The organism is Cohnella thermotolerans DSM 17683 (assembly GCF_000429825.1).
Classification (GTDB): Bacteria; Bacillota; Bacilli; order Paenibacillales; family Paenibacillaceae; genus Cohnella; species Cohnella thermotolerans.
The window spans coordinates 1-14620 of record NZ_AUCP01000013.1 but is presented as its reverse complement, the minus strand read 5'-3'; the positions used below and the strand labels follow the sequence as shown (position 1 = coordinate 14620).

General features: G+C 55.7%; 16 protein-coding genes. 13 read left to right on the top strand and 3 right to left on the bottom strand.

The window, feature by feature from the left end; genetic code table 11:
- The first annotated feature begins 125 nt into the window (after positions 1-125).
- The 5 genes from gluQRS (at position 126) to G485_RS31405 (ending at position 4276) form a co-directional block, all read left to right on the top strand.
- Positions 126-1112, top strand: a complete 987-nt coding sequence (gluQRS, locus tag G485_RS0103650; protein ID WP_051317993.1) for a tRNA glutamyl-Q(34) synthetase GluQRS — start codon at positions 126-128, stop codon at positions 1110-1112.
- A gap of 15 nt (positions 1113-1127) precedes the next feature.
- Complete coding sequence (locus tag G485_RS0103645) at positions 1128-1751, top strand: HD domain-containing protein (protein ID WP_027091424.1); 624 nt, start codon at positions 1128-1130, stop codon at positions 1749-1751.
- Positions 1752-1754: 3 nt separating this feature from the next.
- Complete coding sequence (locus G485_RS0103640; RefSeq protein WP_027091423.1) at positions 1755-2303, top strand: GNAT family N-acetyltransferase; 549 nt, start codon at positions 1755-1757, stop codon at positions 2301-2303.
- A gap of 261 nt (positions 2304-2564) precedes the next feature.
- Positions 2565-3833: a stalk domain-containing protein gene (locus G485_RS0103635; protein ID WP_084423092.1), complete on the top strand. Its 1269-nt coding sequence runs from the start codon at positions 2565-2567 to the stop codon at positions 3831-3833.
- Positions 3834-3835: 2 nt separating this feature from the next.
- Entirely contained in the window at positions 3836-4276 is a 441-nt protein-coding gene (locus tag G485_RS31405) for a phosphotransferase (protein ID WP_027091421.1), read from the top strand.
- A 103-nt stretch (positions 4277-4379) separates the two neighbouring features.
- Here G485_RS31405 and xerS read toward each other — a convergent pair whose 3' ends face one another.
- Positions 4380-5465 carry a tyrosine recombinase XerS gene (xerS, locus tag G485_RS0103625; protein ID WP_027091420.1) on the bottom strand — a complete coding sequence of 362 codons (1086 nt, stop codon included), beginning with the start codon at positions 5463-5465 and terminating at the stop codon, positions 4380-4382.
- 244 nt (positions 5466-5709) lie between these two features.
- On the opposite strand from xerS, the gene G485_RS0103620 reads away from it, so the two are divergent.
- The 5 genes from G485_RS0103620 (at position 5710) to G485_RS31300 (ending at position 10250) form a co-directional block, all read left to right on the top strand.
- Positions 5710-6021: an MTH1187 family thiamine-binding protein gene (locus G485_RS0103620; protein WP_027091419.1), complete on the top strand. Its 312-nt coding sequence runs from the start codon at positions 5710-5712 to the stop codon at positions 6019-6021.
- Between the two features lie 458 nt (positions 6022-6479).
- Positions 6480-6839 (top strand): class Ib ribonucleoside-diphosphate reductase assembly flavoprotein NrdI, encoded by a 360-nt coding sequence (gene nrdI, locus G485_RS0103615; protein ID WP_027091418.1) that lies wholly within the window; start codon positions 6480-6482, stop codon positions 6837-6839.
- A complete protein-coding gene (nrdE, locus tag G485_RS0103610) occupies positions 6826-8910 on the top strand; it encodes a class 1b ribonucleoside-diphosphate reductase subunit alpha (RefSeq protein WP_027091417.1) in 2085 nt (694 codons plus the stop codon). The genes nrdI and nrdE overlap by 14 nt, the downstream gene beginning before the upstream one ends.
- Positions 8911-8949: 39 nt before the next feature.
- Positions 8950-9915, top strand: a complete 966-nt coding sequence (gene nrdF, locus G485_RS0103605) for a class 1b ribonucleoside-diphosphate reductase subunit beta (RefSeq protein ID WP_027091416.1) — start codon at positions 8950-8952, stop codon at positions 9913-9915.
- Positions 9903-10250: a hypothetical protein gene (locus tag G485_RS31300; RefSeq protein ID WP_156922095.1), complete on the top strand. Its 348-nt coding sequence runs from the start codon at positions 9903-9905 to the stop codon at positions 10248-10250. The genes nrdF and G485_RS31300 overlap by 13 nt, the downstream gene beginning before the upstream one ends.
- 46 nt (positions 10251-10296) lie before the next feature.
- Here the strand turns inward: G485_RS31300 and G485_RS28740 are convergent, their stop codons facing one another.
- The gene (locus tag G485_RS28740) at positions 10297-10635 is read right to left on the bottom strand and encodes an epoxide hydrolase N-terminal domain-containing protein (RefSeq protein ID WP_276203330.1); all 339 of its coding nucleotides are present in this window, start codon (positions 10633-10635) and stop codon (positions 10297-10299) included.
- A 362-nt stretch (positions 10636-10997) separates the two neighbouring features.
- On the opposite strand from G485_RS28740, the gene G485_RS0103595 reads away from it, so the two are divergent.
- Positions 10998-11651 carry a FusB/FusC family EF-G-binding protein gene (locus G485_RS0103595; RefSeq protein WP_027091415.1) on the top strand — a complete coding sequence of 218 codons (654 nt, stop codon included), beginning with the start codon at positions 10998-11000 and terminating at the stop codon, positions 11649-11651.
- Between the two features lie 123 nt (positions 11652-11774).
- Here the strand turns inward: G485_RS0103595 and G485_RS0103590 are convergent, their stop codons facing one another.
- Positions 11775-13028 (bottom strand): RICIN domain-containing protein, encoded by a 1254-nt coding sequence (locus G485_RS0103590; protein ID WP_027091414.1) that lies wholly within the window; start codon positions 13026-13028, stop codon positions 11775-11777.
- A 509-nt stretch (positions 13029-13537) separates the two neighbouring features.
- Here G485_RS0103590 and G485_RS28195 point away from each other — a divergent pair.
- Both G485_RS28195 and G485_RS29690 read left to right on the top strand, forming a co-directional pair.
- On the top strand, positions 13538-13993 hold the full coding sequence (locus G485_RS28195) for a class I SAM-dependent methyltransferase (protein WP_051317992.1): 456 nt from the start codon (positions 13538-13540) through the stop codon (positions 13991-13993).
- Positions 13990-14277, top strand: coding sequence for a hypothetical protein (locus tag G485_RS29690; RefSeq protein ID WP_156922091.1), 288 nt, complete (start codon positions 13990-13992; stop codon positions 14275-14277). Before G485_RS28195 ends, G485_RS29690 begins: the two co-directional genes overlap by 4 nt.
- The last annotated feature ends 343 nt before the right edge of the window (positions 14278-14620 follow it).

Below are 14620 nucleotides of genomic sequence, written 5' to 3'. Positions count from 1 at the left end.
TCATACTTGTCGATTCGAAACCTTTTTCGATGGCATTCGATAGGCCTTGTCGCCATCATGCGCGAACATTGTGAACTGAATATGAATTCAACTATGCTACAATAAAAAGAGGAAAGGGGTCGTGAATGATCGTGAAGATGAGCTCATCTCCGGTTCGCGGACGATTCGCGCCGACGCCTTCGGGGCGGCTGCACTTGGGCAACGCGGCGACCGCGCTGCTCGCCTGGCTGCAGGTTCGCGCCGCGGGGGGCACGATGATCTTGCGGATGGAAGACCTGGACGGTCCGCGCTGCAAGCCCGGAACGGCGGACCTCGTCATGGAGGAGATGGTCTGGCTCGGCCTCGATTGGGACGAAGGGCCGGACGTCGGCGGGCCGTATGGCCCTTACGAGCAAAGCGCGCGCCTGGCGCTTTACGAAGCGGCGCTCGAGCGGCTCCGCGCGGGCGGATTCGTCTATCCGTGCTACTGCAGCCGCGCCGAGCTGCAGGCGATCGCGAGCGCGCCGCACGGACTGGCTTCGGAGGGCGGCGCCTACGACGGCCGCTGCCGCCGTCTGTCCCCGGCCGAACGGCGCGCGAAGGAAGCGCTCAAGACGCCGTCCGTCCGGTTCGCCTTGCCGGATCGAAGCTTCTCGTTCGTCGACGGCGTGGCCGGTCCGCTGACGTTCGGGCCCGGCGCCGGCGGCGACTTCGTCGTGAAGCGCGCCGACGGCATCGTCGGCTACCAGCTCGCCGTCGTCGTGGACGATATCGCCATGGGCGTGACCGACGTGTTCCGCGGCTGGGATCTGCTCGACTCGACGCCGCGCCAGTTGGCGCTGTACGAGGCGTTCGGCGAGCGCCCGCCCAGGTTCGCGCACGGCCCGCTGCTGCTCGGGCCCGACGGCTCGCGCCTGTCGAAACGCCACGGCTCCGTCGCGGTGTCGTCGCTTCGCGAGCAGGGCGTGCGGCCCGAGAGGCTGACGGGCTGGCTCGCCTGGCTGACGGGGCTGACGGACAAGCCGGAGCCGATGACCCCGCCCGAGCTGATCCCGCTGTGGAACCCGGAACGCATCATCCGCGAGGCGGTTCGGCTGCCGGCCGATTGGACCGATAGGTTGAAAGCGAACTAGAAGGAGAACAGGTGCATGGAACGTTGGAACGACGAGAGGCTGTCGCGGCAGATCGATTTTCTGGCCGAGGCGGACAAGCTGAAATCAGTGCTTCGCCGAACGCTGCTCATGGACGGGAGCCGAAATGAGAACACCGCCGAGCATTCCTGGCACATCTCGCTGATGGCCTTGCTCCTTCACGAGCATGCGCCGGAGCCGAAGCCGGATTTGTCCCATGTGATCAAGCTGCTGCTCGTGCACGATTTGGTCGAGATCGACGCGGGCGACACGTTCGCTTACGACGCGGAAGGTTACTCGGACAAGGAAGAGCGCGAGCAGGCGGCGGCCCGGCGCATCTTCGGCCTGTTGCCGGACGATCAGGCGGACGGGATCATGGCGCTGTGGCGGGAGTTCGAAGCGATGGAGACGCCCGAAGCCGTGTTCGCCGCCGCGGTGGATCGGCTGCAGCCGCTGCTGCACAATTACCGCACCGAGGGCTTCTCCTGGAAGCGGAACGGCATCGTCCGCGCGCAGGTGCGCCATCGGATGCTTCCGATCCGCCAGGCGTCGCCGAAGCTGGCGGCGTTCGTCGAGGAGCTGCTGCAGCGAGCCGTCGACCGCGGCTATTTGGCGGACGAACCGCCGACGAAGGAGGAATGACGCTTGGCCTATTTGTACGGGGAACGCATCATGCTTCGCGAATACCGCCCGGAGGATCTGGTGCCGATTCGCCGCTGGGTGAACGATCCGGAGATCGTCGGCTATTTGTCGGATATTTTCCTGTATCCGCATACGCTGGAATCGACGGAAGATTATCTTCGCGCGATGATGGACCCAAAGCCGGACACCCGCGGTTTCGTCATCGCGGACGCCGCGACCGAGCTGTATATCGGCCAGATCAATCTCGACGCGATCGATTGGAAGAACCGGGTTGGCCGCATCGGCATTCTGCTCGGCTCGGCCGAATGGTTCGGCCGCGGCATCGGAACGGAAGCGATGCGGCTGCTCGTGGCGTTCGCGTTCCTCGAGATGAATTTGCACCGGCTCGAGCTGGAAGTGTACGACTTCAACGAACGCGCTCTGCGCAGCTATCGGTCCTGCGGCTTCCGGGAGGAAGGCCGGCTTCGCCAGCGGCAGTATAAAAACGGGCGGTACGTGGACGTCATCCAGATGGGGCTGCTTCGATCCGAGTGGGAGGCGCTCCGCAATTGACCGGCGTACCGGGCGGCTGTCTGGAAGATTGATGCGTTCCGCCCGCTTGCCGGAAAATTTGAAATTGGCAACAACTTTTTCGCTCGCCGAGTCGTAGATACTATTACCGCGCGCAGTACGCTTTCCATGCGGCTGCGCTCCTTTTTTGCGCTTTTCTCGCAAAAAAGGCCGAAGAGATTAATAGAGCGGGCGGAACATTTGGCTATCATGACAACGCAGAATTAGAGAAAGAAGCAAGAAGAAGGGAGAGTAAACAAAGTTATGAGACGATGGGGAAAAAGGGCGATGGCCGCCGCGCTCGCGGTCTCGCTGATCGGCGGCTCCGCTTCCGCCGGTCCGACGGCGTTCGCGGCAGACGCCGCCAACACGGCCATGCAAATCATGCTCGACGGCTTCCCGCTGCCGTTCGATTCCGCGCCGAAGGCCGTTCAGGGCGTCACGCTCGTCCCGTTCCGGGCCATTGCGGAGGCGCTTGGCATTACGGTCGTATGGGACCCCGCCGCGAAGGAAATTCGCGCCAGCGGCGATAACGGTTCGGGCCAGCCGACGAAAGTGGTGCTGCGCCTCGGCCGGAAGACGGCCGAGGCCGACGGCGCGAGCGTTCCGCTGCTCGCCGCTCCCGTCATTCAGCAAAGCCGGGTGCTCATTCCGCTCGCCTTCTTCGCCAGGCAGTTCGGCGCCCAGGTCGGCTGGAACGCGGCGACGCACACGGTGGAGATTCAGTCGCCGAAGCGGGCGATGAATGTGATGGGCTTCTACGCGATCAGCTCCTACGATCAGATCGGACGAGTCGCTTCGTTGAACTCGGTCGCGTTCGGTTGGACCCAGATCGACGAGAACGGCAGCGTGACGCTAACCGGTTCTCCGTTTTTCTGGCCGGAAGCGGCCGGAGAGGTGACGCCGGAATCGATCGTGCAGGCCGTTAACGATCAGCAGGACGAGACGTACCTGATGGTCTACTCCGGCGACGCCAAGCGTCAATTGACGAAGCTGCTCACGGACGCTTCCCTGCGCGATCAGTCGATCGAACGGCTCGTATCGCTCGCCCAGGAGAACGGCTTTACCGGCCTTATGCTCGATTTCGAGGGGCTCGGTTGGAAGGACGACCCCGCGACCGCCAAGAAGCAGCTCAACGATTATGTGGAGCTGTTGTCCAAGAAGGCGAAGCCGCTCGGCATCAAGCTGGCTCTTGCGCTTCAGCCGCCGAACGGGGCGTACAAAGGCTACGATTACGGAACGCTCGCCAAGCTGGCGGACAAAATCGTGCTGATGGCTTACAACTACCACCAGGATAAAACGCCGGAGCCCATCGACCGCGTGAACGAAGCGATTCAAATGGCGCTCAAGGCGGGCGTGTCCGCGGAGCAATTGCTGCTCGCCGTCAACATGGATCACGAGAACGAGACGTCCGTCGGCAGCAAGCTGGGCTTGGCGAAGCGCTACGGCTTGGACGGCGTCGCCTTCTGGCGGCTCGGTATTCTGACCGCGGCCGAGACGCAGGCGATCGACGCTTCGGTCGTGAAGGAATAAATATGAAGCCGGACGCGATAGAAGCGGCTCTCAGATTCTCCTATTTTCCCGAAGGAGATTGGGCGATCCTGGAGGGAGGCGAAGCCGGCTGGAACAATACGACCCGGTACGTGACGGCGGCCGACCGACGCTACGTGCTGCGCATCTATGAGACGCTGCGCGAATTCCGCGTCCATCTCCCGAAGCTGCGGAAGCTTCCGCATCAGCTCATTCACGGCGACATCAACGATTCCAACCTGCTGGCCGCTCCGGATGCCGCCGGGAAAGTCGCCGCCGTGCTCGATTTTGAATTTTGCACGCGCGACCTAAGGGCGATGGAGCCGGCCGTCGTAGACGGAGAAGAGGTGCTGAGGCAGCAAGCGGCCGAAGCGGCTTCCGGACTTCGCGCCTTGAAGGAGCGGGAGTCCGAGGTGGCCCGATGGTATGCCGAAGCGTTCGCGTAAGCGAAACGTCGAATCGGCGCCCGCGGCCGAAGGTTGGAGGCTGGAGGCTGGAGGCAGAGGGAACACCTCGCCGCGGTGCGCCGGTATCGGCAAAGAGCCGGCTTCAGTCCGCAGACCGCTGCCGGTCGATCGCTTCCTCCATCGTTTTGTCCGTCAGATGCGCGTAAATTTGCGTCGTCTCGGGAGAAGCGTGGCCGAGCTGCTCCTGCGTCTTATAAAGATCGTTGCGTAAGTAATAATCGGTCGCGAAGGAGTGGCGCAGCTTGTGGACGGACAAATACGGCTTGCCGAACCGCTTGGCGTATTTGATAACCATCTCCTGAACGGCCCGTTTGGTCATGCGGGAGCCTTCTTTCTTGCCGTTGGCGATGGCGAGGAAGAGGGCTTTCTCCCGTTTGGGCGCCTTGTACCGAAGCTCCCGAAGACGCAAATAGGCTTCCAGGTCTTCGACGGCATCCTGACGGAAGTAGACCGGCGTCTTGAACGTGTCGTCGTTTTTCCCTTTGCGGTAAACGTAGGTCAGTTTCTTCTTCAAATCCAGATCGTCGACGTTCAGATTGACGAGCTCCGAGACGCGCAATCCGGAATTGAGGATCAGGCTGACGATGCAGGCGTCGCGCGTAGCGTTCTGCTCGTGCGCGAACAGCGCCTGTTTGTTCGTGGCGACATCGTGGGCATAGTCATATTTAATGTAGTTAATAAATTCGGCAATCTCTTGCTCTTGAAGCAGTTTGCCTTCCAGCTTCGCGGCGGTATCCTTCGGCTTATGCGTCCGCTTGATCGACACTTTGGCCATGACGTTGCGCTTGAGCAGCGGGTAGAAATGTTCGTCCTCCGCGATCTGGCTTAAATAGTGGAACAGGGACCGCAGGGAAGAGAGCTTGCGCGAGATCGTCGTCCGGCTGTTGGCGTGATCCCTGCGCGTGGCCAGAAACATCCGGTAATTGTCCACGCTGTCCATGTGCAATCGTTCGAGGTCGGTTAGCGGAATCTCGGTCATGCGTTTCGCCTCCGTCAACCCTTCCGCCATCAGCCACGAAAAAAACGTCTCGTAGTCTCTCACATACTCCAGCAGGGAAGAGGGGGATAGATCCGGAAGCTTGTAGTTGACGAATTTCTCGACGTACCAAGGCATGCCCGGCACGCGGCGGTCCAGCTCCTCGCGGTCTTTCTTCTTTTGCAGATTCATCGAATCACCCGTTCGCCTTAATGTTGGAGAATGTTTTGTTTACATAACATGAAATATGTAACCTTGTTTTCGACAATCGAAAGCGATATGCTATAAGTATAGCATGTACATCGAACGGACGCTTGGCAGATCGTTGCGAATTTAGATCGTTAATCGTTAAGGTCATGAACTCTTGTCGCTTTGTGTTGTCGTTCCGCCGCTTCTCATTCGCGGCAACTGCGCATTCAGAAAGGAGCGTGCCTTTATGGCCATCGTGCAAGTAACGATCGTTCCACTCGGCACCGGAACGCCCAGCGTCGGCGAATACGTCGCCGCCATTCAGCGAACGTTGGAGGAAGCCCCGGAGAAGGTGCGTTATCAGCTCACCCCGATGAGCACGATTGTGGAGGGCGATCTCGACGACCTGCTCGCGGTCGTGCGCCGCCTGCACGAGGTGCCGTTCAAACGGGGCGCGCTGCGCGTCTCCACTTCGATTACGATTGACGACCGCAGGGACAAAGTCGGTACGATGGAGCAGAAGATGGCTTCGGTAGCAGAAAATAGGAAACGTTTATAAGCGGAGCGTTGCATGCGGACGCCCCGCTTCGGTCACTGAGCAACGCTGTCATTAAAGGCGCCGATCAGGCGTCTTTTTGTTGTGTCCGGGGTTCCCTCGTCTTCGCGTTAGCCCCCCGTTCGGCGGCCGAATTCGCAAAATAGGGCTTGGGACGCATAGACATGTCTATCAAGAAAACTTGGTTGACATCCCCAATATATTGGTGATAGATTAAATACAGTCCACAACATATAGTTGGGACAGACGCCTGACGGCCATATGCGAGACAAGTCGGCGAGCCCTTGCGCAATGCGTAACGTTCGCCTCGGACGACGGTTTCACGCCCGTTCCGTCCGCGAAGCTCGATGCTTCCGGCCTCGCAAAAGGGTGAAATATAGGCTAGACGCTTTCGGTTTGCGTTTCCAGATTATGCCGATTGCGTCTTTTATTTTCAGCGGTGCGAAAGGAGACGGCACTAGATGTTGATTGCTTACGATTCGAGAACCGGAAATGTGAAGAGATTCATTCGCAAGCTCGATCTTCCGTCCGTTCAAATCGAAGAGAACACGGTGCTTGACGAGCCGTTCGTTCTCGTTACATACACGACGGGCTTCGGCCAGACGCCCGCGAAGGTGCTGTCGTTCCTCCAGCGCAACCACGACAAAATGCGGGGCGTGTCGGCCAGCGGCAACCGCAACTGGGGCGAGAGGTTCGCCATGAGCGCGGACCATATTTCACGGATGTACGGCGTGCCCGTACTGAGCAAGTTCGAGTTGTCGGGCACGACGAAGGACGTCGAGACATTTCTGAGAGAGGTGAAGGCAGTTGCGTCATATTGAATTGAACAATTTGCTCATGCAGCGCGATGCGGACGGCTTCTTCCAATTGGATAAAGATCGCGAGGCCGTCGAAGCGTTCATGGCCGAAGTGGAGCGCAAAAGCTTGAAGTTCGCGAACACGGCCGAGAAAGTCCGTTACATGATCGACGAGGACTATTACGAGGACGTATACGAGCATTATTCCCCTTCGGAGGTCGAGGAAGTCTATGCGCTGACGCACAGCTACGATTTCCGCTTCCAGTCTTATATGGCCGCTTCGAAGTTTTATACCGACTACGCGGTGAAGAGCAACGACAAGTCGCTGTACCTCGAGCATTATCCGGACCGCGTGGCGATCGTCGCCCTGCATCTCGGCCGCGGCGACGTAGCGACGGCGCTCAAGCTGGCGTCCGCGATGATGGAGCAGCGCGTACAGCCGGCGACGCCGACGTTCCTGAACGCGGGCAAGAGCCGCCGGGGCGAGATGGTGTCGTGCTTCCTGCTCGAGATGGACGACTCGCTCAACTCGATCAACTATGTGTTGAGCACGTGCATGCAGCTGTCCAAAATCGGCGGAGGCGTCGCCGTCAACTTGTCCAAGCTGCGCGGGCGCGGCGAGCCGATCAAGGGCGTCGAAGGCGCCGCCAAAGGCATCATGCCGGTGCTCAAGCTGTTGGAGGACGCATTCTCCTATGCCGACCAGATGGGCCAACGCAAAGGTTCCGGCGCCGGCTACTACAATATTTTCGGCTGGGACGTCATGGAGTTCCTCGACAGCAAGAAGATTAACGCCGACGAGAAGACGCGCCTGAAGACGCTGTCCATCGGCCTGATCGTGCCGAACAAGTTCTACGAGCTTGCGGCGCGGAACGAGCCGCTGCACGTTTTCGGACCTCATTCCGTGCATAAAGCATACGGCGTCCACCTGGACGACATGAACATGGACGAGATGTACGAGACGCTTCTGGCGGACGACCGCGTCAAGAAGAAAGCCGTGCTCAGCGCGCGGGACATGCTGACCAAGATCGCGACGATCCAGCTCGAATCGGGCTATCCGTACATTATGAACCGCTCCAACGCGAACAAGGATCATGCGCTCAAAGGCATCGGCACCATCAAGATGTCCAATTTGTGCACGGAAATTTTCCAATTGCAGGAGACTTCCGAGATCGGCGATTACGGCGAGCCGGACATCATTCGCCGCGACATCAGCTGCAACCTGGCGTCGCTGAACATCGCGAACGTCATGGAACGCCGCAAAATCCGCGAATCGGTGCACGAGGGCATTACGGCGCTTACCGCGGTCAGCGATATGACGAACATTTCGAACGCGCCCGGCGTCGCGAAGGCGAATGCGGAGCTGCACTCGGTCGGACTCGGCGCGATGAATCTGCACGGCTACCTGGCGAAGAACCGGATCGCTTACGAAAGCGCGGAAGCGCGGGATTTCGTCCGCACCTTCTTCATGATGGTCAACTTCTACTCGATCGAGAGAAGCATGGAGATCGCCCGGGAGAAAGGGCAGACGTTCGCCGGCTTCGAACGTTCCGAATATGCGAGCGGTGCGTACTTCGAACGGTACAAGAACACCGACTACCGCCCGACGACGGAGAAGGTGCAAGCGTTGTTCGAAGGCATGGCGATTCCTTCGCCGGACGATTGGGCGAAGCTGCAAGCCGACGTGCAGAAGCACGGCTTGTACCATGCTTATCGTCTCGCCATCGCGCCGACGCAGAGCATCTCGTACGTCCAGAACGCGACGAGCAGCGTGATGCCGATCGTCGAGCCGATCGAGACGCGCACGTACGCGAACTCGACGACTTATTATCCGATGCCGTTTTTGAGCCGTGACAACTTCTTCTATTACAAGTCGGCTTATCAAATGGATCAATTCAAGGTCATCGACCTGATCGCGGAAATTCAAGCGCACGTGGATCAAGGCATCTCGACGGTGCTGCACGTCAACAGCGACGTGACGACGAGAGAGTTGGCCCGGTACTATATTTATGCGGCCAAGAAGGGACTCAAATCCCTCTATTACACGCGGACGAACATTCTGTCCGTCGAGAACTGCGTCAGCTGCGCCGTTTAACGGGCGGCACGAGGCGAGGACGAAAGGGGAACAAGCGGCATGTGCGCCATGAAAGCCGTCAACTGGAACCGTCCGGACGACGATTATACGAATATGTTCTGGAACCAGAATTTAATGCAGTTCTGGACCGATGAGGAAATTCCGCTCTCCGACGACAAGATGTCGTGGATCGAGCTTAACGAAGCGGAGCGCACGCTCTATATGAAAGTGCTGGGCGGGTTGACGCTGCTCGATACGGTGCAGGGCGGCGTCGGCATGCCGAAAATTCTCGAGCACGTGGACGGCTTGCAGCGCAAGGCGGTGCTCGGCTTCATGGGCATGATGGAGCAAATCCACGCGAAGTCGTACAGCAGCATTTTCACGACGCTGGCCACGACCGAAGAGATCGACGCCGTCTTCCGCTGGGTGGAGGAGAACCGCTACCTGCAGACGAAGGCGGATACGATCGCCCAATACTACAAAAATATCGAGTCGCGTAAGGACCTGTACCTGGCGATGGCCGCTTCCGTTCTGCTAGAGAGCTATTTGTTCTACAGCGGCTTCTTCTATCCGTTATACTTGGCGGGCCAGGGCAAAATGACGAGCAGCGGCGAGATTATCGACCTCATTCTGCGCGACGAGAGCATTCACGGCGTTTATGTCGGCGTGCTCGCTCAGGAAGTCTATGCGGAGCTGGACGAAGATGAGCAGAAGGATGCGTACGAGACACTGCGCGGGCTGCTGCAATTTCTGCATCAGAACGAAATGAGCTACACCGAGGAGCTGTACGGCGAAGTCGGCCTGACCGGCGAAGTGAAGACGTTCGTCCGCTACAACGCCAACAAGGCGATGATGAATCTCGGACTCGAGCCGGTGTTCCCGGAAGAGGACGTCAACCCGATCGTGTTCAACGGCATCAGCACGAAGACGAAGCAGCACGACTTTTTCTCCAAGAAGGGGAACGGCTACGTGCGTACGCTCAACGTGGAGCCGTTGACGGACGACGATTTCAAATTCGATTTCTAACGCACGAACGAAGCCGAAAGGCCGCATTCTACCCTGCATCGGGGGGATGCGGCCTTTCGCAGCGGTTAGGCCCGGATCTGATTGAGCAAGGGTACAGGCTGGCGCAGAACATATTGGAGGAGGGAGCCGATCTGATTCTCGTCAGCGTAGGAGCATTAGGGGATGATAAGCTGCGGGAAAAACTATTCATGACGGCGCGAAGCCGCGGAAGGCGGATCATCGTTCCTTCCGCCGCCATCGGAGGACTCGACCGGATCGCGGCCGCGGGTTTTGCGCGACTTGACATCGCCGTTCATTATCGGAGTATAGAAGCAAGGAGACTCCACGGCAAATGACGGATCACTGCGAATTTGAAAGTTAACATATTTAAAACTATGTCAACTAACAATGGACTATGGTGGAAACCCGACGCTGGGCACTCATCGGCAATGTCCAAGGCCAACCATGGGACAGGAACAATGGTATAGGGTTGGGCCCCACGCCTGGTTTACTCATAAAGTGCACGGGAACTCCGTCAACGTTTACCTTATAGTGTTCGTAGGCGTTGATTGCATTCTCGGATTTGCGCCAGTCAAACTCGTTCATCCAGTAGTCGACGAGTCCTTCGAGATAGTTCCGACTAACGCCGTAAAACCAGTTATCATTACCTGCATCGAGAGGCCATCTAGTGGACTTTAGACGGTTTTGAAGATCGGCAAGCACCTCATCCGATATGTAGATCGGACTGGGTTCAAGCGCTAAAGGAGCAGTTGCTTATATTATTAACTTTTATAAGTATCTAATGTAATTTGGGTCTGATTGCATTAGAAAAAAGATTGTTTACATAATATATATTATGTTCACTTTATGTTGCAGGCAGAGAAGGATTCCCTTATAATGGTTGGCGAAAGGGAGGTCGGTACGGATGGCAAAACATTTTGCCGGAGCTGGCAACGACTCGTGCAAAGCCTGATATTAGGGCGATACTTTGCATGGGGCGGACGGTGAGTTACGATGAATCGCCCGAGAAAGCTTATATCGTTTCTAATAATGGGCTTTGCACCTTATTTTTTTCTTCCAATAAAAATAAGGGGCTGAAAAGCATGTGCAAACCATTTATTAGAAACCATCAATATAACGTGATCCGGAAGCAAGCGGACCAACTGAAGAAAGCCTTGAATACCGTCTCCGATCGGAAAGTGTTGGAATCGGTAAGAGACACCGTCCAGTCCAAGCTGCACGAAGCGTTTCCGGAGGCGACGGAGCTTCAGATCGCGACGTTGGAGAAGCTAGCGGCGATTCCGTCGGCGGATGAAATCCCGTCCTGCGTGGATTCGCTCGAGCCATACAGGACGGCGTTCGGGGAAGTGACGGAAGCGCAGCTCAAGAAGCTGTTCCCCAAGAACAAAAAGCTGAAGGTTCCCGCCCTCGCGTCGATCGATTACCGTGACGTCACGTATTTGGGCTGGACCGATATCGCGACCAATAAATTGTATATCGTCTATCATCTGGACGGCCGGCTCGTCGGCATAGAAGGAAGATATACCCCAACGAACAAGAAGGGCGTTTGCTTCTTGTGCCATCGGCACGAGGAGATCGCTTTGTTTACGGCTATTGCCAAGTCGAAGCCGGCGCACGCATCGCCCGATTATTACAAGGCGATCGGCAACTACGTGTGCGTGAACAGCGAAGCTTGCAACAAGAACATTACGGATGTGACCGTATTGGAGAAGTTTATTCAGGCGGTCATCGGCTAAGGGAGATCGAACGGCCCCAACATGAGGAGCCGCCGATTCTGCCAACACGAGGGCTGTCGCCTAGCATTTGCGGCTAGTGCGACAGCCCTCGTTCATTCGTCGACGACAAAGCGGTCCATTAGATTATTGTAGCCTGACCAAATTCCACTTCTGCGCGCCGGTGCCGTTATCCGTCCAGATTTGGACGTTCGTTCCGTCGGCCGTTCCCGACGAGGATACGTCGAGCGCTTTTCCGCTATTCACGTTGATCAGCTTATACGAACCGTCCGCATTCCGGATCAAGTTCCACTTCTGGGCGCCGTTCCCCAAGTCGGTCCAGACTTGCACGTTCGTTCCGTCCGACGTTCCGGATCCCGCCACGTCGAGCGCAAGGGCGCTGTTCACGTTGATTAGTTTGTAGGAGCCGTCCGCGTTTTGGTAGATCGTCCATTTCTGCGCGCTGGTGCCGTTATCCGTCCAGATCTGAACGTTCGTGCCGGGCGTCGTCCCGGCTCCCGCGACGTCCAATGCTTTTCCGCTGTTAACGTTGATCAATTTATAGGTTCCTCCGGACACGATATCGCCGGATGGGGGAGGCGTGCCTCCGTCTTGGTACACTCTTACGTAATCGACGTACATTTTCGCCGGGAAAACGGTTGATCCGTCGGGCGAGCCCGGCCAGTTTCCTCCGACCGCCATGTTCAGAAGAAGGAAATGCTCCTTGTGGAACTCTTCCGTCGAATTGATGTTGTTCTCGATGTTGGCCTCCCAGAACTGGACGCCGTCGATGAGCCACTTGATCGAGCTGGATGTCCATTCAATGGAATAGACGTGGTATTGGGTCACATCGACCGCTTGGCTGGGTCCGCCATAATCCGCTTGGCCGTTGGCGTCCCAATGGATATACCCGTTCGTATTGTTATCGTTGTTGACATGCTCCATAATGTCGATTTCGCCGCTTTTAGGCCAGCCTACCGTTCCGATATCCGTGCCCAGCGTCCAGAAAGCGGGCCACAGGCCTTGACCCTTCGGCATTTTGATTCTCGCTTCGATCCTTCCGTATTGAAAGCTTTTTTTCCCTTGGGTCTTCAAGCGAGCCGAAGTATAGTTCATGCCGCCATAGGATTCCTTCCTGGCTTCAATGACCAGGTTGCCGTTTTCGATTCTGGCGTTTTCCGGACGGCTGGTGTAATACTCCAATTCGTTGTTTCCCCAACCTCCGCTGCCGGTGCCCGTTTCGAACGCCCAGTTGTTGGTATTGATGGTGGTTCCGTCAAATTCATCGCTCCATACCAGGTTATAGGCCGCATTCGCCGAAGAAATGGGGAATAACGTCGTCACGAGAGCAAGCACCAGAAGAAAAACATACGCATTCAAACCTTTGAATAATCGTTTCATGATTTTCCCTCCTTTGGGCTATCAAATATAACCTTGCATGTTCCCGCGCACGTTGAGAGGATCTGCAGCGCACCTCCTTTGGCAAATTTCAAGCGACACACGAAAGTAAAGCGCTTTCATCATCTAAATTGTATCACGTGGGACATCGTTGTAAAAATAGGCCAAAAGATTCTAAAGTAAGGATAGCGGGGTGAGCATTCAAGACCGGTTTTGTCGAAAAGACGAGATTCGGCAGGAACTGCAATTTGAGGTGAGGATCGGTCTCGGCGATCGCCGTTTTTATGGTGGACGGTTGGTTGGAACTTCGGCTTGTTTTCGTCAGATTTTTACCGTTGACCATAATTTTCCACGGGCTTATAATTAATTTAATCCTGTGAAAAGGAGTGTGATTGTGATGATTGCAACGAACAATACCCGAAAAAAACTTTTATTAGGGGCACGGAACGATAATTAGACGAGTTTTATTCTAATTCTCTTCCGTGCAATCAATAAACACGGAGGGAAGACCGTTGAATATAAATAATTTTGAGTTTGATGGTAGTTACTACAAAGAAATTGGCGATTTTATCCGGGAAAATTACTTGAATTATGGATTTACCAAAGGGACAATTCAAGAGGTTGATTTTCTTGTAGAGCTGATGGACCTTTCGGCTAATAGCTATATTTTGGACATCGGTTGCGGTCCGGGGCGCCATAGTTTGGAACTGGCACGTCGTGGCTTTCGTACCGTGGGAGTGGACATTTCCCCGGAATTTATCAAGTACGCTACTCAAGTGGCATCTGCTGAAAGTTTAAATGCAGAGTTCTATGCTATTGATGCGCGAGAATTGAATTTTTCCCAAAAATTTGATGGTGCAATTTGCCTCTGTGAAGGTGCATTCGGTTTAGCTGGTAATTTGGATAATCATCGGAAGGTGCTTAGGGGTATCCACAGGGCATTGAAACCAGGGACGTTATTGTTTTGACTGCGATAAATGCCTTAAGCGCGGTGAGAAACAATAAGGACCCTAAAAATTTCGATGCTTATTCCTGTACCGGTTTTCATCCTAGCATAATAAAAAGTCCCGATGGTAAAACGAAAGAAGTAACAATCTATACGACAAGTTTTACTTTTCGTGAATTAAAGCTGTTGTTTGAGGAATCGGGTTTTGATGTATTGGCGGGATATGGCTGTGTTGCAGGTAAGTTTAGCAAAAAACCATTAGAATTAGATGATATTGAAATAATGATGGTAGCACGTCGGAAATAAGATTAAAGAGGGTTATGGCTTAAAATGCCGTAACCCTTCTTTAATGGTTTGCTTAATAATATTGACTCCGAACTTTTTTGGGTATATGTAACGAGTAATTAGGGCTTGCTGAACGAACAAAAAATCCTTATTCCACAAGGGATTTGAGCTACTTTTGTCGAATTTATCTGCAAGGAAAACATAGAAAATTGGCAAAAAACCTTGCAGATGGAGTGAGCGAACGTGTTCGTGCCGAATCGGGATATGGCAGATCTGTTGGAAAATTTCTACTTACCCTTTGGCGGGAAGCTTAATCCTGGGAATCGCTGGGTACAGCTTGCCGCACTCATCCCTTGGGATAAAG